The following is a 19434-nucleotide window of genomic DNA, read 5'->3' on the forward strand; positions in this document are numbered from 1 at the left end:
ACTGTGCCGAACAACGTAAAACTGTGCCGAACAACGTAAACGTTGTTTCGTATTGGTCACTCAGTTCATCGAATAAATCTTTTTGTCTATTCTCAACGAGTGCCCACACAGATTGCATAGGTCAAATTGTTAAAGAGCGTTGACTGTGCGAAGCTGCGCTTCGCTTGGTCAGGGCTGCGTATCTTACGCGCCTTACCGTTAAAGTCAAGAAGAAATTTTATCTTTTATTTTCAACCCTCAGGCCGGAAATAAAACCTCTTCTTGACTCCCCTAACGCTTGGCGTTAAGTGGGCGGCTATCTTAATCTTTTAAAAACTCACGTCAAGCGTTTATTTTTATTTGATTTTTTACTTCAACATGGCGCTGAGCGCTTGCCCTGTGTGCCGTGTCGATGGAGGCGCATTATAGGGAAGCTGATCAGATTGGCAACCCCTTTTTAGTGGTTTTTTAGAAAAAAACTGTCACTCGCTGTTTTTTTGCTCGCTAGAGTGTAAAACTGGTAACAAAGTCAGCGTTATCTGACATTGTATCGCGATATAAAGAGGGATTTGTGATGGCAAAACAGCTGCGCGCTTATAAAGGCATGACGCCTCAGCTTGGCGAACGCGTCTATATTGATGAATCCAGTGTATTGGCTGGCGATATTACGCTAGGCGATGATGTGAGTATTTGGCCGCTGGTTGCGGCACGTGGTGACGTAAACCATATCCAGATTGGCGCACGGACCAATGTGCAAGATGGCTCAGTCCTTCATGTCACCCACAAAAATGCCGAAAACCCACAAGGTTACCCGTTGATCATTGGCGAAGAGGTGACAATCGGCCACAAGGTCATGTTACACGGCTGCCGGATTGGCAACCGAGTCCTCGTGGGAATGGGGACGATTATTCTTGATGACGCTGTGATTGAAGATGAAGTGCTGATTGGCGCTGGCAGTTTAGTCCCGCCCGGAAAACGCTTAGAGAGCGGCTACCTGTATGTTGGCTCACCGGTCAAACAGGTTCGCCCCCTCACTGACAAAGAGCGTGCTTATTTTGCCCGCTCAGCGCAAAACTATGTCGACACCAAAGACATCTACCGCTGCGAGCACTAGATCACCAAGCTGCCATCGGGTTCAAACGCTTCTGATTCGATGGCCGCTTCCATTTGCTCTTCAATATCAAACCAAACCTGTTCGACAATCGCCTGCGCATTATCCGAGTCTACCGCATAGCCGGCGAGCGCAGATAAGGTGGTAAAGCGGACAGCGCATGTTAACAATGCACTATTAAGTTGGCCGTAGAAACAAACACGGGCCTTTGCCGTATCGACTTGCGCTTCGTCCGCAGCCAGAATAAGGGACTGATTCATCGATTGAGTGCCTCTCTTAACTGCTCACGCACACGTTCGGTTTGTGGCCGACAGCCGCGCCATATAGCAAAGCTTTCCGCCGCTTGTTCCACCAGCATACCCAAGCCGTCTAAACACCGCCCTGCTCCTTGGCGTTGCGCCCATTGGTTGCTGGTTGTGCTGCCAGCTTGATACACCATGTCATAGACAGTGGTGTTTGGGCCAATCGCTCCTTGCGGGAGAGGGGGATAGCTTTGATGTAAGCTCGCCGAGGTCGCGTTAATGATCACATCAACAGGCGCCGCCATGGGTTTATCCACGGCATGGCTGGTGATCGGTCCGGCCTCACCAAATGCAGCGGCTAATTGCTGGGCTTTTTGCTCGGTGCGATTGACAATCATCAGCGATGCTGGCGCTTGCTCTAGTAAAGGAAGCAACACACCCCGTGCGGCACCGCCCGCTCCCACGACTATAATGCGCTTATCGCGCAGTGCCACATGGTGGTGGTGTAAGTCCGTCACCAAACCTGCCCCATCCGTATTATCACCCAGTAGGGAGCCATCGCTTTGCTTAACCAGCGTATTCACGGCACCGGCGCGGCGGGCACGCTCTGTCAGTGTATCAGCCCAATCATACGCTTGCTGTTTAAAAGGCACGGTCACATTGGCGCCGCGCCCTCCTTGCGCAAAAAACGCCTGCATGGTGGTCACAAAGCCTTCAAGCGGCGCCTCAATGGCTTGATAGTCGATGTCTTGTTGGGTTTGTGTCGCAAACGCGGCGTGGATCTGCGGCGACTTACTGTGGCCAATCGGATGGCCGACCACACAATAACGATCGGTCATTGGTTACCACTCCCTCGGTTTAAGGTAATCGCGATAGAGTCTCGCTTCCGGCGCATCGTCATCAGGTGACCAGTTATATTCCCAGCGTGCCATCGGCGGCATCGACATCAGGATAGATTCGGTGCGACCACCACTTTGCAAGCCAAATAGCGTGCCTCTGTCATACACCAAGTTAAACTCAACATAGCGTCCGCGACGGTAAAGCTGGAAATCGCGTTCACGCTCACCATAGGGCGTAGCTTTGCGGCGCTGTACAATCGGCAGGTAGGCATCGATAAAACCTTTTCCAACCGCTTGGGTGTAGGCAAAGCACTGTTCGAATGGCCATTGGTTCAAATCATCAAAGAAAAGCCCGCCGACGCCACGGGTTTCATCACGATGGGGCAGATAAAAATAGCGATCGCACCATACTTTGTGATCAGCGTACACGCTATCACCAAAGGGCGCGCACAAGGCTTTGGCGGTCTCATGCCAGTGCTGACAGTCTTCCTCGAACGGATAGAAAGGCGTGAGGTCAAAGCCACCGCCAAACCACCACACAGGATCAGCGCCTTCTTTTTCGGCAATGAAAAAACGCACGTTCGCGTGTGAGGTTGGCACGTATGGGTTATGAGGATGGATCACTAACGACACCCCCATGGCCTCAAAACAGCGCCCGGCGAGCTCCGGACGGTGTGCTGTCGCCGAAGCAGGCATTTGATCGCCAAATACATGCGAGAAGTTCACTCCCGCTTGTTCAAATACTTGGCCCTGACGTAGGACGCGACTGCGGCCACCACCCCCTTTCTCACGCTCCCACGCATCTTCAATAAAGTGCGCTTGACCATCTTGTTGCGCAAGCTGTTGGCAAATATCATCTTGAAGCTGGAGGAAAAAAGCCTTCACGGCTTGCTTATCAATTGTCGACTGACCGTGTGCCACGCTCACATCCTTTGTTACTGAGACTATGTATGTACTTTACCTGATCCACGCAGTGGGATCTTGACGGAATTTCATCTCCCACCGCTGACGCAAACGTTTTCCTTGCGATGAAATCTGGGTATAATTCGCGTCACGCTCAGCTTATCTTATTCACGCTTGTCATCAAGAAGGACGTATTATGACTGTCGGTATCATCATGGGCTCGCAATCCGATTGGCCTACCATGACACATGCAGCGGCTATGTTGGATCACTTTGCCATCCCTTACGAAACCCGTATTGTCTCTGCCCACCGCACACCACAGTTACTTGCCGACTACGCCCAACAAGCGGCCGAGCGCGGGATTAAAGTGATTATTGCCGGCGCCGGTGGCGCCGCCCATCTGCCTGGGATGACCGCCGCACACACCAGCCTGCCGGTGCTCGGCGTTCCGGTCCAGTCAAAAGCATTAAAGGGCATGGATTCATTGCTTTCGATTGCTCAAATGCCAAAAGGCGTGGCGGTGGGCACGCTCGCTATTGGTGAGGCAGGCGCTGCGAATGCAGGCCTCCTTGCGGCACAAATTCTCGCCACGGCCGACCCTGACTTGATGGCAAAAGTGGATGCGTTTCGCCAAACGCAAACCGAGGCCGTTCTCGCTCAGCCTAACCCACAAGGGTAACGACCATGAATATTCTGGTGTTAGGCGCGGGACAACTGGCCCGGATGATGGCATTAGCCGGCGCGCCGCTCAATCTTATCGTCAGTGCTTATGATGTGCGCAGCGGCGACATTATCCATCCTTTAACCCAGCAGCCACTCGGTCAAGGGCTCGATACCGCGATAGCCGGCGCGGATATTATCACCGCTGAATTTGAACATATTCCTGCCAACATTTTGCATCAATGCGAGCAAAGCGGAAAGTTACGACCCAGTGCGCAGGCAATTTTAACCGGTGGCGACCGTCAAATAGAGAAAGCCTTATTGATGCAAGCTGGGGTGGCTAACGCGCCATACCGTGTGGTGTATACACAGGCGGATTTGGAAAAGGCCGTCGATGCACTGGGCGCGCCCTTGGTGTTAAAAAGCACGCTCGATGGTTATGACGGCAAAGGGCAATGGCGCTATCGTGATGGTGATAATCTCAGCGCATTATGGGCCGAATTGGACGCCTTTCTTGCCGCGCCCGAGCAGCGCGATGGTCAAGCGATCATTGCTGAGGCCATGATCCCTTTTGAGCGTGAAGTGTCACTAATTGGTGTACGTGGTGCCAATGGCGAATTTGCCAGCTACAGCCTAACCCAAAACCATCACCACAACGGCGTACTGACTTTGTCGGTGGCACGGCCTGACGAACAGGATTTGCAGTTACAAGCGGCTGAAATGGTGAAAAAGATTGCCGACACACTCAATTATGTGGGTGTGCTCGCGGTCGAATTTTTTGATGTTGACGGTCGCTTGCTGGTGAACGAAATCGCACCTCGAGTCCATAACTCGGGCCACTGGACCCAGCAAGGTAGCGCCTGTTGTCAGTTTGAAAACCACTTGCGTGCGGTCAGCGGCTTACCGCTTGGCGCTACCCGTTTAGTTCAGCCCGCTGCGATGATCAATATTTTGGGTCAAGGTAGTGTCCCGCTTGCGACCTATCGCGACGCCCATGTGCATTGGTACAACAAAACGCCTCTCCCAGGGCGCAAAGTGGGCCATATCAATGTCACGGCCACCTCGAACGCCGAGCTTGCCACCACGTTAGCGAGCCTCGCCAGCTACCTGCCCGGCGACACCTTTCACGGTTTACAGTCCGCCGCGTTAGCACTGGCCGCACAAGCCGATTAATCCTCACTCTCCGACTCTGCAGCCGATTCATCTTGAATCGCGCTGCAGGGCTTATCGGCACATTGATGCACGGTTTTCCCACCTTTTTTACGCTCGACCAAGAGTGCAAAACCACATGCCTCGCAGGTACCGGCTATCGGTTGTGCATTCACGGCAAAATGGCACTTAGGGTACTGATCACAGGCAAAAAAGCGCTTTCCGTAACGCGAGGTGCGCTCCACCAGCTCACCTTTGTGGCAGGCTGGGCAGGTTAGAGTGGTGTGATCGGGTTCATCTGGTTTTTCGATATGCGTGCATTGCGGGAACTGATCGCAGCCAATAAACATGCCGAATCGACCTTGACGCAGCACCAACTCTCCCTGCTGACACGCCGGACAGGTCACGCCAAGCGCTTTCACCACATGGCCATCACCATGGTGTAACGCTTTAGTATAGTGGCAGTCTGGATAGGCCGTACAGGCCAGAAACGGGCCTCGTTTGCCCGATTTAAACGCAAGAGCGCTGCCACATTCCGGGCAGCGCTCCTGGGTCTTCGGGGTGTTATCTGTATTCATTCACACCTTTACTGTTATTGATAAGCGTTAATGCACGTACCCCTCTTGTGCGTCGTACAGCATGTCTTCCATTTGCGTATACGCGCGCTCATTACCTGGCACGTTAAACAGCACCATTAGGATCACCCATTTTAGATCATCCAAACCAAACTCTTGCGTTTCTAACTCCATCACCCGATCGATCACCATCTCACGCGTTTCTGGTGACAGCACCCCAGCTTGTTCTAAAAACAATAAAAAACCTCGGCTTTCTTGATCGAGAAAACGGGTTTCTTGCTCCGTGAATACACGAATCGAGCTCTGTGCACTGCCTGTTAGATAGGGCTGTTTATCCGCGTTTTGTAACTGAGCTAATTTTTCCAGCCAGTTTAGGGCCTTATAAATATCATCTTGATGAAAACCCGCACGGGACAATTCATCCGCTAACTCGTCCTGATCGATAATGACCTCGACATCACTGTGGATGTAGGTTTCAAACAGGTACATAAGAATGTCCATCATGGCTAGCCCCTCCTCGTTCTGACATAGCCACCGGGTACTGCTGCTACAAGCCCCTGGAGTTCTAAGTCTAACAACTGCATCATGATTTCGTGAACCGGTTGGTTGCAGCGCTCAGCTAGTACGTCGACACACGTCGCGTTAGTCCCTACGTTAGCCAACAGCGTGGGAAATGGCAATCCTTGATCGGCATCTAACTTGGGCGCATCACTAAATAATTCGCTTTGTTGGCTCACTGCAAACTGAACCAAACTGTCTACTTCACTTAAAATATCATCCACACTGTCCGTCAAGGTTGCGCCCTGCTTGATCAATTGATGGCATCCACGCGCTTGGACCTGATCGATTGGGCCTGGGATCGCAAACACTCCTCGATTTTGCTCAAGTGCGTAGCGCGCCGTAATCAATGAGCCACTTTGCGGTGCCGCTTCCACCACTAATACGCCCGCTGATAAGCCACTGATCAGACGGTTACGACGAGGAAAGTGTTCCGCCCGTGGCGGCGCATCTGGCCAGAACTCGGACACCAACGCCCCTTGCGTAATAATTTGGCTGGCTAAGTCACGGTGACGTGCAGGATAAATACGCCCTAGCCCGCTGCCGAGCACCGCCAATGTTTGTCCATTGCCGTCTAAGGCACCTTTATGCGCCCGCCCATCAATGCCCAAGGCTAAACCGCTGGTAATGGTCAACCCGTAGTCGGCCAACTGTTTGGCAAAGTGATAAGCCGTCGTCAATCCAGATTGGGTGGCATGACGACTGCCAACCATGGCGAGCTGGGGCTTGGCTAAGGCGCTGGGATCACCTTGAACATAGAGAATGAGAGGCGCGCTAGCGATTTCTTTTAACAACGAGGGATAAGCGGGATGATCAAAACACAATAAGTGGCAATCGGGCGCCTCGGCCCAGCGCAAGCTGGCATTGATTAACGCCTGATTTGGGCTGCATATCGCCTGGCATTGATCCTCACTTAATCCAATCGCGGCCAACGCCTGCTGAGATTGCTGATGGATAGCCTCGACCGGCCATGTCGATAAGAGTTTTCGACGTTGCCTGGCCCGTAGCCGTGGCACTTGAGCCAAGGTTAACCACGCGTATAACGTCTCATCTTTCATGACTGATCCGAGCGCTTGAAGGCGGAATCGCCTGCATACCCGCTTTAATCGGCTGAGTGGCTTGCTGTACGACAGCCAAACTCATCCATGGATAGGAGCGGATAACCATCAGCTCACCGACTTTGACGTTCGGTAATACAGTGACCTCACGTGGGGTTTTATCGGCTTGTGCTTGATACTGGTACTCACCTGGCTGATTCACGACCTGTTTTCCAGGTTGAGTGACTTCAAATACTTGCCCGGCCGAAACCTGCGCCTTTGCCCCTTTATCCAGAACGACTAACTGCCCTTGAGCCACGTATTCACTGCCGTAAAGGTGACCCAATAAGGTCGCTTTGATTTTCGCAGGATAAGGCCAGAATGGCGCCTGAACACGGTCGGGGGCCGGCAATAGCACGTCATTGGGTCGTATCTCTTGATTGACCTGAGTCAGTGTCATCACGCTATAGTTCGACGCCACCTCGGTGATTGAACCATTGGCCACGTGCGTCAAGCTAACCATTTGTGGGCGATTATCAGCCGTTTGATCTGCGCGTTGATGCGAAAAGGTGTGCGCGACCCGATATACCTGCCAATCGATCGCGTGTAATGCGGCATCGATATACACAGTGTCTGCCGCCGATAAAAGGCGACGCCCCTCAGGCGAGCCCAACACCCTGGGTAACGCGACTAATCGTGCTTTCTCAATCAAGGTATCTTGTGCTAGGTGGGGTAAGAGTAAGGGCGCAACACTGGGCACAGGCGATGCCGGTTCGTCTGCGGCTATCGTGTGAGAGGCTTGGTATGTTAGATGCGGTTTCCCTTGTTGCCACTTAAGCGTCAACGTATCGCCCGGGTAGATAAGGTGTGGATCCTTTATACTTGGGTTGTCGTACCATACCTTTGGCCAATGCCAAGGGTCAGCAAAAAAGGTGGCGGCAATATCCCAAAGCGTATCGCCACGCTCAACGGTATAACGTGTTTCACTCTTTTGTGCCGCCACACTGAACGGGAGTAGCGCTGTCAATAGGACTGCCATAGCAAGCCTACACAGTTTCTTTGTCATCGTCGTCTTCCTTGTCAGACAGAACGCGCTGATGCTGTCAATTGGCTGGCAAAATGTCTAGAATTAACCCAATTATCCCGTGCCGCATTCGGCACAGTTCAATTTTTGCGAGACGTTATGGCTTTACTGAACGTATTAACATTTCCAGATGAGCGCCTTCGCACCGTTGCGAAACCGGTGGATACCGTTACCCCTGAGATCCAGAAAATGGCCGATGACATGATTGAAACCATGTACGACCAAGACGGTATCGGTCTTGCCGCTACTCAGGTTGATTTTCACCAACGCATGGTCGTGATCGATGTATCAGAAACGCGTGACGAGCCTATGGTGCTGATCAACCCTGAAATTATCGAAAAGCGAGGTGAAGACGGTATTGAAGAAGGGTGCCTCTCTGTGCCGAGCTCACGTGCCTTAGTGCCTCGAGCAGCCGAAGTGACGGTCAAAGCACTCGATCGTGACGGCAATCCATTTCAGTTCGATGCAGACGACTTACTGGCGATTTGTATTCAACACGAGCTTGACCACTTAGAAGGCAAGCTATTCGTTGATTATCTATCACCATTGAAGCGCCAACGCATCAAGCAAAAAATGGAAAAACTCAAACGCGCTAACCAAAAAGTAAGCTGAGGTCACTTTGAGCAAACCGCTGCGTATAGTATTTGCGGGCACGCCGGACTTTGCCGCGCGCCATTTACAAGCCTTGCTCGACAGTGAGCATGAGGTCATTGCGGTCTATAGCCGCGAAGATAAACCAGCAGGACGGGGCAAAAAGCTCACGGCGAGCCCAGTTAAACAACTGGCGATTGAACATGCACTCCCGGTATACCAGCCTCGCACGTTGCGTGACGAAACGGCACAGGCCGAGTTAGCCGCACTCGATGCCGACGTTCTGGTGGTGGTCGCCTATGGACTTATTTTGCCGAAAGCCGTGTTAACGATCCCAAGGTTGGGCTGCGTTAATGTGCATGGCTCAATTTTGCCACGTTGGCGTGGTGCCGCACCGATTGAGCGAGCGGTCTGGGCAGGCGATAACGAAACCGGCGTCACCATCATGCAGATGGATGAAGGGCTCGATACCGGTGACATGTTAAAAATCGCCACCTTACCGATTGATGACAAAGAAACCAGTGGCAGTCTGTATGAGCGCTTGGCTGAGCTGGGTCCACAGGCACTGATTGATTGCCTCAATGATATGGCCAACGGCATTATATTGGCTGAACCGCAAAATGACGCCAAAGCCAATTACGCCGAAAAGCTAACCAAGCAAGAAGCTCATATCGATTGGCATCAAGACGCGGCGTTTATCGAACGCTGTGTACGCGCATTCAATCCTCGCCCGGTGAGTTTTTTCACCTTAGGTGAGCAAAATATCAAAGTGTGGGGCGCGAACGCACTCGATATTGATGTTGATGCTGCGCCGGGGACCGTCATTAACACTGATAAACACGGTATTCAAATTGCGACCGGCAAAGGTGTTCTTCAGCTGACACACCTACAGCCACCGGGCAAGAAAGCCATGCAGGCTCACGAGCTGCTCAATGCGCGTCGCGAGTGGTTTGAAACCGGCACCCAATTAGTATAAAGGGTGCGTTTTGTAGCAACATCGTTTAAGGCCAGTACGCTGGCCTTTTTTAATGTAACAGGCGACGCTATCGTCTGATGCCATTTTGGCCTTTTAATGGGTAAACATATGAATGTAAGAGCCGCGGCTGCCCGCGTTCTATATCAAGTGGTCGATCAAGGCCAATCCCTCTCGCAGCAACTGCCACTTGCGCAGCAGCACATCGCACCACGGGATGCGGCATTACTGCAAGAGATCTGCTACGGCACCTTACGTTGGTTGCCGCGTTTAGAGCATATCGTGCAAGCTTTGATGGACAAACCATTAAAAGGTAAGCAACGTGTGTTTCATCACCTGTTACTCGTTGGCCTCTATCAACTCGGCTATATGCGTATTCCGGCCCATGCCGCGGTGGCGGAAACGGTCAACGCGACCAAAACACTCAAGCGTCCGCAGTTACGTGGCCTTATCAATGCGATATTGCGTAACTATCAACGCGATCAAGCCTCGCTCGATGATGCCAGTCAAGCCGAGTCCGCCGGGCAACACTGCCATCCCAGCTGGTTATTAACGCGTCTTCAACAGGCCTACCCTAACCAGTGGCAAGAGATTATCGCGGCGAATCATCAAAAAGCCCCCATGTGGTTGCGCGTAAACCGCCAGCATCATACTCAGGCAAGTTACCTTGCTGAACTGCAAGCGGCTGGTATCGCTGGTTCTCCGCACACCCAAGCTTTGGACGCTATCAAGCTCGACGCACCGTGCGACGTAACACGTTTGCCAGGCTTTACCCAAGGTTGGGTATCGGTACAAGATGCCGCCGCACAACTCGCTGTCGACTACCTCCAGCCCGATTCAGCAGAGCACATTCTCGACTGCTGTGCCGCCCCCGGTGGCAAAACCTGTCATATTCTTGAACATCAGCCTGATGCGATCGTCACTGCCATTGATGCCGATGAAAATCGCTTGTCGCGGATCAAAGAGAACCTATCGCGCTTAGGGCTTAATGCTGAGGTGAAACACGCCGATGCTCGCTTGCCGAGCGCTTGGCACACGGGCCCAGCATTTGATCGCATTTTGCTGGATGCGCCCTGCTCGGCCACAGGTGTGATCCGTCGCCATCCGGACATTAAATGGCTAAGACGCGATAGCGATATTCAAGCCTTGGTCACGTTACAAGCGGAGATTTTAGACGCAATGTGGCAGCAATTGGCGCCAGGCGGTACGCTGGTCTACGCGACCTGCTCGGTATTACCGGATGAAAACGCGACACAAATTCGCGCCTTTTTAACTCGCGAGCCAACAGCAATATTGCGCACCGGCACCCACGACCAGCCAGGACGACAAATTCTCCCCGGAGAACACGATATGGACGGCTTCTATTACGCATGCCTAAAAAAGCCAACCGGCAAGTAACGAGGCAGGGAGTAACAACAACATGAAAATCATTATCTTGGGTGCAGGCCAAGTCGGCGGTACCTTGGCAGAAAATCTGGTCGGAGAAAACAATGACATCACCATTGTTGACCGCGCCCCAGAACGGCTTCGCGAACTGCAAGATAAATACGACTTACGTGTTGTACACGGGTTTGCCAGCCATCCGTCGACCTTGCAAGAGGCTGGCGCGCAAGATGCGGATATGCTGGTTGCCGTAACCAACTCCGATGAAACAAACATGATCGCTTGTCAGGTCGCTTTTACCCGCTTTAACACACCCAATCGTGTTGCTCGGATCCGAAGTCCTGAATATCTCGCGGTAAAAGAGCAACTGTTTAACAGTGACGCCTGTCCGGTTGACCACCTTATCGCCCCAGAGGAGCTGGTGACGCATTATATTCGTCGCTTAATTGAATACCCAGGCGCGTTACAAGTGGTCAGCTTTGCCGACAAAAAAGTGGGCCTGGTGGCTGTTAAGGCCTATTACGGCGGGCCTTTGGTCGGCAAAGCGCTCTCAGCACTGCGCGAGCACATGCCGCATGTCGATACCCGTGTTGCCGCTATCTTTCGGCGTGACCGCCCGATTCGCCCCCAAGGCACGACCATTATCGAAGCCGATGATGAAGTCTTTTTCGTCGCCGCCAGCAACCATATCCGCTCAGTGATGAGTGAACTGCAGCGCCTCGAAAAGCCTTACAAACGCATCATGATTGTGGGTGGGGGGAATATTGGTGCTGGCCTAGCCATGGCACTTGAGCGCCAGTACAGCGTGAAGTTAATTGAGCGCAATCCAGCTCGTGCTGAACACCTGGCTGAGCTATTAGAAGAAACCACCGTTTTTTGTGGCGATGCGTCTGACCAGGAATTACTCAGCGAAGAGCACATTGAGCAGATTGATGTCTTTATCGCGGTCACCAACGAAGATGAAGCCAATATTATGTCGGCAATGCTCGCTAAACGCCTAGGGGCAAAAAAAGTCATGGTGCTGATTCAACGCGGTGCTTATGTCGACTTGGTTCAAGGTGGGGTGATTGATATTGCCATCTCCCCCCAACAAGCGACGATTTCGGCGTTGCTCACCCATGTACGCCGCGCCGATATTGTCAATGTGTCGTCATTACGACGCGGCGCCGCTGAAGCAATTGAAGCAATTGCTCACGGTGATGCGTCAACGTCCAAAGTGGTTGGCCGGGCAATTGGCGAGATAAAGTTACCACCGGGCACGACCATAGGTGCGGTTGTACGAGGCGATGAAGTATTGATTGCCCATGATAAAACCGTGATCCAGCAAGATGATCATGTGGTGTTATTCTTGGTGAATAAAAAATACATTCCGGATGTTGAACGCCTATTCCAACCCAGCCCGTTCTTTCTTTAACACCCGTTCTTGCGCCAACACAAGCCTGCAGACATCCGTGTCTGCAGGCTCACGCTTTTTACCTCAATGCTGCCACTCCTGTCACTTTGGGTATACACTGAACAAAGTGCCTATCTATGTTGCTTAGCAGAAAGGACCGCCATGTCAGACGATCAATTTCAACAATCGACCGTATTTCTCAAAAAAGCGGTCCCTTTGATGATGAAATATAAGGTGCCCACGACACCGACCAACTACGCGCTATGGTACACCTACGTCGCCAATACCGATGCAAAGCTCACCGCTGACGTCGATACCACCGTCCATGAGCATGGCACGTGCAGTCCTCTTCAAAGCGACATCTTGTATCAAAAGCATATGGCGGATAAACACAGCCAGAACATTGGCAGCCTTAAGCAAAGCCTTGAGTCAATGATGACAGAGATGAGTCATTCGATGTCGGACACGCTTCAGGACACAGACGCGTTTCACTCGGTACTCGACAAAACATTCGAACAGCTGTCTCGCGTTGAAAACGAAGGGTTGTCCATTGATGAAACCATCGCCGTTGTCCGTAATGTAGTGAAAGACTCGCAAGCTCTGACTCAATCGACCCGCTACTTTAAACACCAACTGAGTGATGCCCAGCAAGAAATTGCCCAACTAAAACAAAACCTCGCAGAGATGACCGAGCAAGCCACCCATGATGGCTTAACCGGCCTGCTCAATCGGGCCGCCTTTGAACGCGAGCTCAATGCGTACACCGAAAACGCACAAACCTGGCCGTTTGCTTTAGTCCTCGTCGACCTCGATCACTTTAAACAACTTAACGATACATACGGTCACGTGCTCGGCGATATCGCTTTGAAGCAGGTCGCCAAGCGATTACTCGACTACTGCCGAGAAGGCGTACAAGCGTTCCGCTACGGCGGCGAAGAGTTTGCGCTACTGTTACCTAAAAGACGCCTAAACAGCGCAAAACGGACCGCTGAAACGCTACGTGCCGCTATCGATAGAATGGTGATAAAAGACCGGCGTCGTGGCCAAACATTGGATCATATTACCGTGTCTATGGGCGTCGCAGAGTACGACGAGCATGCTCGCGAATCTGGCGCCGACCTCATTTATCGTGCTGATCAACAACTCTATAAGGCCAAAAACCTCGGGCGTAATCGTGTGATGCCGATAAATTAACTCTCGCCTGAGAGGAATTTGATCTTGGCTAAGTATTCACCGCTCGCCGTCGGGCAAAATGGTATTTTTTACGTGCCACATTAAGGATCCCGCCATGCACTGCCATCGTATCAACGAGTTGCTCGATCTACTGAACCAATCTTGGCAACAAACGCCCAATCACTCGCTCATGACCATGCTCAATCTGATTGCCCAAGAGGCCGGTCATCGCGATGACTTAACAACGCTATCGGACGACACCTTGATCTATCAACTCAAAATGCGGCTAGAAGATAGCAACGCGCCTATTCCTGGCCTTGCAAAAGACAATGAAGACGACTTTAAAGCCGCTATTTTACGGGCGAGAGGCATTACCCCAACAAAAGAGTGAGTCAGAGACCCTCGCTAATCGTCTGTTATAGTTGGAATTCGTTCAGTTTGTGGCTGTATCGCAAACTATGACTCTGGTAGCGTATTCACGGCGTTTGCTGCGCTACAATCACAGGCACAATGATAATTAGGGCCTGGCAATGCACCATGGACCCGCTATCCCAAGGAAAGCCAATGTCATGAGCGATAAAAAAATTAACGTCAAAGACGTGACTGCAAAAGAATACAATCCCAAAACCCATAAAGGTAACGACGATCGCTTTAATCCGAGTAATCGCATTTATGTACGCGCGGTGAAAGGCTATTACCAGCGAATGCGCCGTTACATGGGCTGGTTCTTTATGCTGCTGTTTCTGCTAACGCCCTGGATCCCGTATCAAGGCCGACAAGCCATTTTGCTGGATATAGGCAATCAAAAGTTTAATTTTTTCGGCACCACGTTGTGGCCACAAGACCTGACCTTGTTGGCTGCACTTTTGATGCTCGCCGCCTTCGGCCTCTTTTTTATTACCACTTTTCTTGGCCGGGTGTGGTGTGGCTATTTGTGCCCGCAAACAGTATGGACCTTTCTCTTTATCTGGTTTGAAGAAAAGCTGGAGGGGGCGGCCAACAAACGCCGAAAACAAGACTCGCTCAAACTTACGCCGGCATTGGCCGCGCGAAAAGCCGCGAAGCATGCGGCTTGGTGGCTCATATCTCTGGTCACGGGCGCCACGTTTGTCGGTTACTTTGTCCCCGTGCAATCGCTCGCGGTCGATTTAGTCACGTTCGATACTAGCTTTTGGGTCGGCTTTTGGGTGATCTTCTTTGCTGCCTGTACTTACGGGAATGCGGGCTGGATGCGATCGATCATGTGTATTCACATGTGCCCCTACGCGCGCTTTCAGTCCGCAATGTTTGATAAAGACACCTTTATCGTTGGCTATGATGCCAAACGCGGCGAAAAACGCGGGCCTCGCCCACGTAAGAAAGATCCCAAAGCATTAGGATTAGGCGACTGTATTGACTGCAACCTATGTGTGCAAGTGTGTCCGACAGGTATCGATATTCGTGATGGTTTGCAGTATGAATGCATCAACTGTGGTGCCTGTGTCGATGCGTGTGATGAAACCATGGATCGCATGGGGTACGCGCGCGGCCTAATCAGCTACACCACCGAGCACAAGCTCGAAGGCAAGAAAACCGCGGTCATGCGACCAAAACTGGTGGGTTATGGGGCGGTCATGGTTATTGTGACTGCAATGTTTATTTATCTGGCGATGTCGGTCATGCCGATGGAGCTGGATGTGATACGCGACCGTAATCAACTGTATCGCATTAACAACCAAGGACTGGTTGAAAATACCTACACCTTAAAAATCTTAAATAAAACGCAGACAGACGACGTATATCAGCTGTCGGTTAAAGGCTTGGATGAGGTGACATGGCACGGGCCACAAACCGTTAATGTACAAGCGGGTGAGGTTTTCTCACTGCCGATTAGTCTGGCAGTCGATACGTACGAGATGGAGCAACGCATTGCCGACATCACCTTTGTGATGGAGCGTGAATCAGGCGACAAACAAAAAAGGGTAACGGCAGAAAGCCGCTTTATCACGGATCTGTAATCGGCCAATTCACCACAACAACCATTCACGACAAATAAACAGGGCGCAGGCAGCGCCCTTTTTATTTGTTACTATAACGTTTCTTTTGTCATTCTCAGGTGGCGTATGACCGAGATAGGCTTTGACTTTCATGCTCTTACTCCCGACGTTCAATTAAATGCGATTGAATCGGTCGGTATTTTTCCTCAATCCGGCCTGCTCGCGCTGAACAGCTATGAAAACCGGGTGGCCCAGTTTGTCGCCGATGATGGCCAGCGCTATGTGGTCAAGTTCTATCGGCCCGCTCGCTGGTCCGATGCGCAAATTCATGAAGAACATGCTTTCTGCCGCGAGCTAGCTGACGCAGATATTCCCGTCGTTGCGCCGATTCAACGAGAGGGAACCAGTCTTTTTTACGCGTCAGGCTTTCGCTTTGCCTTATTCCCCAGTGTGGGCGGTCGCGGCTTTGAAGTGGACAATTGGGATCAGCTCGAAGCTGTCGGCCGTTACCTGGGTCGTATCCACCAAATGGGCGCCGCTAAGCCTTTTCAAACTCGCGCTAAATTTGATCTCGACAGCCACCTTTATCAGCCGCGCCGCGAGCTAGGAGAAGCCAGCTTGATCCCAGCAAGCCTGCAAGCGACATTCTTCTCTGATCTCGATCGGTTAATCGATGCCATCGCGGCGCGATGGCACACGGAGTGGCCCGCGATTCGGCTCCATGGCGATTGTCATCCCAGCAATATTTTGTGGCGAGACGGTCCACTATTTGTCGATTTTGATGACACCCGTAACGGTCCCGCGATGCAAGATTTATGGCTATTTTTAAACGGCAGTCGCGCCGATCAGCTCGCGCAACTCGACACCTTGGCGGAGGGTTATCGCGAATTTCGTGAATTCCCCGCCGACCAATTGCAACTGATCGAGCCATTGCGAGGTCTGAGAATGGTGCATTACATGGCCTGGTTGGCAAAACGCTGGCAAGACCCGGCTTTTCCTCGTGCATTTCCTTGGTTTGCTGATGCAAAATACTGGGAAGGTCAGGTGCTCGCTTTTAAAGAACAGCTTGCCGCCCTTGAAGCACCACCGCTTACACTGTATCCGTAAGCGCTCAATCGATAACGGAGAGTCATTCAATCATGTTTAAAAAACTGTTGCCTTTGCTACTGGTCGTAGGCCTAACCGCGTGCTCTGAGCCTGAGAGCGTGACGCAGACATCACCAGACACCACCCCAACAACCGAAACCACGCAGACGCAAACAGAGTCGGCAGAGCCTGCAACACCGATTGAGGTAGCGGATGCTAAACCAGGCCGCTTTAAAGCTGGTGAGGATTACCAGGTGCTAGAGACGCCGGCAACTGATTCCCCAACAGTGACCGAGTTTTTCTCTTTCTATTGCCCACATTGTTATCAGTTTGAACCACTGGTCCAGCAGCTCAAACAACAAGTGCCTGATAATGCGAAAGTGGTAAAACACCATGTGTCTTTTATGGGCGGCGAGATGGGCAGTGTGGTAACACGCGCCTACGCAGCGGCGGTTGTGCTCGATGCACAAAAAACCATTATTCCGGTGATGTTTGATCGCATTCATGCGGCACAAAACCCACCGAAATCACTGGCGGAGGTTCGCCAAATGTTTGTCGATAACGGCATTGATGGCAAAGAATTTGACAGCGCTTACAACAGCTTTGCCGCGAACTCCATGGCCAAGCGTTTCGACCAATCGTTCGAAAAAGCGGGCTTGCGCGGTGTGCCTGCGGTGATCGTCAACGGCAAATATCACGTGACACCCAAAACAGTAGAAACTCCGGAAGAATACTTCCAGTTGATCAACTTTTTACTGACCCAAAAGTAATTAGCTGACTTGGGCGTTGAGATGGCGCAATAAGCCATCCATCGCCCGATATCCCAGCGCTTCCGCTAAATGAGGTCGTGAGATCTGAGCGTCGCCGCCAAGATCGGCAATGGTACGTGCTACCTTGATAATGCGGTGATAGGCCCGAACGGACAACCCCAATCGATGTAAAGCCTGCTCTAAAAACGCCGCATCAGCCTGAACGAGCTGACAATGCAGCTCCATTTCTTGATTACTCAACAACGCATTCACCTTTCCTTGGCGTGCCAGCATACGCTCACGCGCAGCCGCTACCCGCGCTTTTACCGTCGACGTTGACTCACCGCGTTCTCCGCCACTAGAAAGACAGCCTCGTGGCAGTGCGGGAATATCAATGGACATATCAAATCGGTCTAACAGTGGGCCAGATAAACGCGCTAAATAACGCAGAATTTGTTGTGGGTTAGACCGGGCCAATTCACCCTCGTGATGACCGGTTGGACTCGGGTTTAATGCACCGATAAGTTGGAAGCGAGCCGGAAACCGGGTTTTACCATTGGCGCGCGAAATCACAATTTCGCCAGACTCAAGCGGCTCGCGCAACGCATCGAGTACGCGACGCTCAAACTCCGGCATTTCATCAAGAAACAATACCCCATGGTGAGACAGCGAAATCTCACCAGGGCGCGGTACGCTGCCGCCTCCGACCAAGGCTGCCATGGAGCTGGAATGGTGGGGGCTACGGAAAGGGCGCTGACGCCAATTTCCCTCATGCAAAGGTTGTTGAGTCAAAGAGGTGACGGCGGCTGAGGCCAACGCTTCATCATCATTCATCGGTGGCAGTAAGTCACATAAACGCGACGCAAGCATGGTTTTCCCAGTACCGGGAGGACCCACAAAAAGTAAGTTATGAGAGCCACTGGCGGCAATTTCTAACGCTCGCTTACCTTGTTGCTGACCGATAATGTCGCGTAAGCATCGCGTCACCGCTGGCGTGTCATTCACGGCAGGGACAGCGTTTAAACATAAACTTTGCTGGCCGGCTAGGTGTTGGCTCACGGCAATCAGGTCGGGCGCTGACACATGCCGCTCATTGTCTACCAGTGCCACTTGATTGGCATTATCATCCGGTACCACCAGGGCTCGCTGCGCTTTTTGACTGGCGAGCGCCGCCGGCAATGCGCCTTTAACCGGCCGCAATTGCCCCGACAACACCAGTTCCCCTAAAAACTCAAACGCGTTCAAACGCTTTTCTGGCAACTGTCCCGACGCCACCAAGATCCCAAGTGCAATGGGTAAATCAAATCGTCCCCCTTCTTTAGGTAAGTCGGCTGGGGCCAGGTTGACGGTGATCCGGCGTGAAGGGAACTCAAAATTCGAGGTCACAATCGCACTTCGTACCCGATCACGGGCTTCTTTGACCGTCGTTTCCGGTAAGCCCACCAGTGCAAACCCCGGTAAACCATTGGATATATGTACTTCTACGGTCACACTCGGCGCTTCTACACCGACACAGGCTCGACTGTGAACTATCGCCAATGCCATATTTTCCCACTCCGCTTACTGTCATCGCTATGAAACCCAGCTCTTATACTGCCGCGCTAATCTGTGATTGAGAGTAATTTTTTCTTGTCATGCGAGTGAGGTCTGTGATACCACTACAAATGCACAACAATTAAACACGAGACTCGGCGATAGATCGGCTCCGTGACTGACCTGCAACAAGCAGGCATAAACAAAAACATAATTAACAAAACGCTCATAAAATGGGCCCAATAAAAGATAAGACAGACAAATGTTAAATTTCGCTATCGTTCTCATTATTCGCCTCATCGTGGTCATTATTCCGCGAGGGGTGTAGGTACGCGAAAGACAGCAGCAACATCGCAACCAAGCCCCCGCAACCCAAAGGTTCGGGGGCTTTTTTCATTCATGTGGCGATGCCACGCGACAACGGAAGCAATCATGATGGA

Annotated in this window: 20 protein-coding genes; 12 read left to right on the forward strand and 8 right to left on the reverse strand. The window is 51.9% G+C overall.

Features of this window, described 5'->3' with window-relative positions; genetic code table 11:
- The first annotated feature begins 553 nt into the window (after positions 1-553).
- Entirely contained in the window at positions 554-1093 is a 540-nt protein-coding gene (locus tag BZG76_RS13590) for a gamma carbonic anhydrase family protein (RefSeq protein ID WP_021022715.1), read from the forward strand.
- Here BZG76_RS13590 and BZG76_RS13595 read toward each other — a convergent pair.
- The 3 genes from BZG76_RS13595 to hemF are packed head-to-tail and all read right to left on the reverse strand — an operon-like array spanning position 1090 to position 3092.
- Positions 1090-1350, reverse strand: coding sequence for a DUF1488 family protein (locus BZG76_RS13595; protein WP_077461763.1), 261 nt, complete (start codon positions 1348-1350; stop codon positions 1090-1092). The genes BZG76_RS13590 and BZG76_RS13595 overlap by 4 nt on opposite strands.
- On the reverse strand, positions 1347-2171 hold the full coding sequence (gene aroE, locus BZG76_RS13600) for a shikimate dehydrogenase (RefSeq protein WP_077461764.1): 825 nt from the start codon (positions 2169-2171) through the stop codon (positions 1347-1349). The genes BZG76_RS13595 and aroE overlap by 4 nt, the downstream gene beginning before the upstream one ends.
- Positions 2172-2174: 3 nt before the next feature.
- Positions 2175-3092, reverse strand: a complete 918-nt coding sequence (gene hemF / locus BZG76_RS13605; protein WP_077461765.1) for an oxygen-dependent coproporphyrinogen oxidase — start codon at positions 3090-3092, stop codon at positions 2175-2177.
- Positions 3093-3270: 178 nt separating this feature from the next.
- On the opposite strand from hemF, the gene purE reads away from it, so the two are divergent.
- Entirely contained in the window at positions 3271-3753 is a 483-nt protein-coding gene (purE, locus tag BZG76_RS13610; RefSeq protein WP_077461766.1) for a 5-(carboxyamino)imidazole ribonucleotide mutase, read from the forward strand.
- A 5-nt stretch (positions 3754-3758) separates the two neighbouring features.
- On the forward strand, positions 3759-4907 hold the full coding sequence (locus BZG76_RS13615) for a 5-(carboxyamino)imidazole ribonucleotide synthase (protein ID WP_077461767.1): 1149 nt from the start codon (positions 3759-3761) through the stop codon (positions 4905-4907).
- Here BZG76_RS13615 and BZG76_RS13620 read toward each other — a convergent pair.
- Genes BZG76_RS13620 through BZG76_RS13635 form a run of 4 tightly spaced genes read right to left on the reverse strand, consistent with a single transcriptional unit; the run spans position 4904 to position 8119 of the window.
- The gene (locus BZG76_RS13620; RefSeq protein ID WP_021022721.1) at positions 4904-5461 is read right to left on the reverse strand and encodes a DNA topoisomerase family protein; all 558 of its coding nucleotides are present in this window, start codon (positions 5459-5461) and stop codon (positions 4904-4906) included. The genes BZG76_RS13615 and BZG76_RS13620 overlap by 4 nt on opposite strands.
- Positions 5462-5488: 27 nt before the next feature.
- Positions 5489-5962: a DUF494 family protein gene (locus tag BZG76_RS13625; RefSeq protein ID WP_021022722.1), complete on the reverse strand. Its 474-nt coding sequence runs from the start codon at positions 5960-5962 to the stop codon at positions 5489-5491.
- A gap of 2 nt (positions 5963-5964) precedes the next feature.
- Positions 5965-7074, reverse strand: a complete 1110-nt coding sequence (dprA, locus tag BZG76_RS13630; protein ID WP_077461768.1) for a DNA-processing protein DprA — start codon at positions 7072-7074, stop codon at positions 5965-5967.
- Positions 7064-8119 (reverse strand): LysM peptidoglycan-binding domain-containing protein, encoded by a 1056-nt coding sequence (locus BZG76_RS13635; RefSeq protein ID WP_077461769.1) that lies wholly within the window; start codon positions 8117-8119, stop codon positions 7064-7066. The genes dprA and BZG76_RS13635 overlap by 11 nt, the downstream gene beginning before the upstream one ends.
- Before the next feature lie 117 nt (positions 8120-8236).
- On the opposite strand from BZG76_RS13635, the gene def reads away from it, so the two are divergent.
- The 9 genes from def (at position 8237) to BZG76_RS13680 (ending at position 17482) form a co-directional block, all read left to right on the forward strand.
- The gene (gene def, locus BZG76_RS13640; RefSeq protein WP_077461770.1) at positions 8237-8749 is read left to right on the forward strand and encodes a peptide deformylase; all 513 of its coding nucleotides are present in this window, start codon (positions 8237-8239) and stop codon (positions 8747-8749) included.
- Between the two features lie 7 nt (positions 8750-8756).
- Positions 8757-9704, forward strand: a complete 948-nt coding sequence (gene fmt / locus BZG76_RS13645) for a methionyl-tRNA formyltransferase (RefSeq protein ID WP_021022726.1) — start codon at positions 8757-8759, stop codon at positions 9702-9704.
- 108 nt (positions 9705-9812) lie between these two features.
- Complete coding sequence (rsmB, locus tag BZG76_RS13650) at positions 9813-11099, forward strand: 16S rRNA (cytosine(967)-C(5))-methyltransferase RsmB (RefSeq protein ID WP_077461771.1); 1287 nt, start codon at positions 9813-9815, stop codon at positions 11097-11099.
- Positions 11100-11121: 22 nt separating this feature from the next.
- On the forward strand, positions 11122-12498 hold the full coding sequence (gene trkA, locus BZG76_RS13655) for a Trk system potassium transporter TrkA (protein WP_077461772.1): 1377 nt from the start codon (positions 11122-11124) through the stop codon (positions 12496-12498).
- A 141-nt stretch (positions 12499-12639) separates the two neighbouring features.
- Positions 12640-13671, forward strand: coding sequence for a GGDEF domain-containing protein (locus BZG76_RS13660; RefSeq protein ID WP_077461773.1), 1032 nt, complete (start codon positions 12640-12642; stop codon positions 13669-13671).
- Between the two features lie 94 nt (positions 13672-13765).
- Positions 13766-14041: a YihD family protein gene (locus tag BZG76_RS13665; protein WP_021022730.1), complete on the forward strand. Its 276-nt coding sequence runs from the start codon at positions 13766-13768 to the stop codon at positions 14039-14041.
- 178 nt (positions 14042-14219) lie between these two features.
- Positions 14220-15647 (forward strand): cytochrome c oxidase accessory protein CcoG, encoded by a 1428-nt coding sequence (gene ccoG / locus BZG76_RS13670; RefSeq protein ID WP_077461774.1) that lies wholly within the window; start codon positions 14220-14222, stop codon positions 15645-15647.
- A 105-nt stretch (positions 15648-15752) separates the two neighbouring features.
- Entirely contained in the window at positions 15753-16733 is a 981-nt protein-coding gene (locus tag BZG76_RS13675) for a serine/threonine protein kinase (RefSeq protein ID WP_021022732.1), read from the forward strand.
- 32 nt (positions 16734-16765) lie between these two features.
- A complete protein-coding gene (locus BZG76_RS13680) occupies positions 16766-17482 on the forward strand; it encodes a thiol:disulfide interchange protein DsbA/DsbL (protein ID WP_021022733.1) in 717 nt (238 codons plus the stop codon).
- Here BZG76_RS13680 and BZG76_RS13685 read toward each other — a convergent pair whose 3' ends face one another.
- Positions 17483-19006 carry a YifB family Mg chelatase-like AAA ATPase gene (locus tag BZG76_RS13685; RefSeq protein ID WP_077461775.1) on the reverse strand — a complete coding sequence of 508 codons (1524 nt, stop codon included), beginning with the start codon at positions 19004-19006 and terminating at the stop codon, positions 17483-17485.
- Between the last annotated feature and the right edge of the window lie 428 nt (positions 19007-19434).

The sequence above is a fragment of the Salinivibrio sp. AR647 genome, from assembly GCF_001995415.1.
GTDB lineage: Bacteria > Pseudomonadota > Gammaproteobacteria > Enterobacterales > Vibrionaceae > Salinivibrio > Salinivibrio costicola.

What these genes read in the sequence shown, in the direction of transcription:
- ccoG (WP_077461774.1), top strand. Translation starts at nt 14,220, where the DNA reads ATGAGCGATAAAAAAATTAACGTCAAAGACGTGACTGCAAAAGAATAC.
- BZG76_RS13595 (WP_077461763.1), bottom strand. Translation starts at nt 1,350, where the DNA reads ATGAATCAGTCCCTTATTCTGGCTGCGGACGAAGCGCAAGTCGATACG.
- aroE (WP_077461764.1), bottom strand. Translation starts at nt 2,171, where the DNA reads ATGACCGATCGTTATTGTGTGGTCGGCCATCCGATTGGCCACAGTAAG.
- BZG76_RS13590 (WP_021022715.1), top strand. Translation starts at nt 554, where the DNA reads ATGGCAAAACAGCTGCGCGCTTATAAAGGCATGACGCCTCAGCTTGGC.
- BZG76_RS13635 (WP_077461769.1), bottom strand. Translation starts at nt 8,119, where the DNA reads ATGACAAAGAAACTGTGTAGGCTTGCTATGGCAGTCCTATTGACAGCG.
- BZG76_RS13660 (WP_077461773.1), top strand. Translation starts at nt 12,640, where the DNA reads ATGTCAGACGATCAATTTCAACAATCGACCGTATTTCTCAAAAAAGCG.
- BZG76_RS13625 (WP_021022722.1), bottom strand. Translation starts at nt 5,962, where the DNA reads ATGATGGACATTCTTATGTACCTGTTTGAAACCTACATCCACAGTGAT.
- BZG76_RS13620 (WP_021022721.1), bottom strand. Translation starts at nt 5,461, where the DNA reads ATGAATACAGATAACACCCCGAAGACCCAGGAGCGCTGCCCGGAATGT.
- rsmB (WP_077461771.1), top strand. Translation starts at nt 9,813, where the DNA reads ATGAATGTAAGAGCCGCGGCTGCCCGCGTTCTATATCAAGTGGTCGAT.
- BZG76_RS13685 (WP_077461775.1), bottom strand. Translation starts at nt 19,006, where the DNA reads ATGGCATTGGCGATAGTTCACAGTCGAGCCTGTGTCGGTGTAGAAGCG.
- def (WP_077461770.1), top strand. Translation starts at nt 8,237, where the DNA reads ATGGCTTTACTGAACGTATTAACATTTCCAGATGAGCGCCTTCGCACC.
- dprA (WP_077461768.1), bottom strand. Translation starts at nt 7,074, where the DNA reads ATGAAAGATGAGACGTTATACGCGTGGTTAACCTTGGCTCAAGTGCCA.
- purE (WP_077461766.1), top strand. Translation starts at nt 3,271, where the DNA reads ATGACTGTCGGTATCATCATGGGCTCGCAATCCGATTGGCCTACCATG.
- BZG76_RS13675 (WP_021022732.1), top strand. Translation starts at nt 15,753, where the DNA reads ATGACCGAGATAGGCTTTGACTTTCATGCTCTTACTCCCGACGTTCAA.
- BZG76_RS13615 (WP_077461767.1), top strand. Translation starts at nt 3,759, where the DNA reads ATGAATATTCTGGTGTTAGGCGCGGGACAACTGGCCCGGATGATGGCA.
- BZG76_RS13680 (WP_021022733.1), top strand. Translation starts at nt 16,766, where the DNA reads ATGTTTAAAAAACTGTTGCCTTTGCTACTGGTCGTAGGCCTAACCGCG.
- BZG76_RS13665 (WP_021022730.1), top strand. Translation starts at nt 13,766, where the DNA reads ATGCACTGCCATCGTATCAACGAGTTGCTCGATCTACTGAACCAATCT.
- trkA (WP_077461772.1), top strand. Translation starts at nt 11,122, where the DNA reads ATGAAAATCATTATCTTGGGTGCAGGCCAAGTCGGCGGTACCTTGGCA.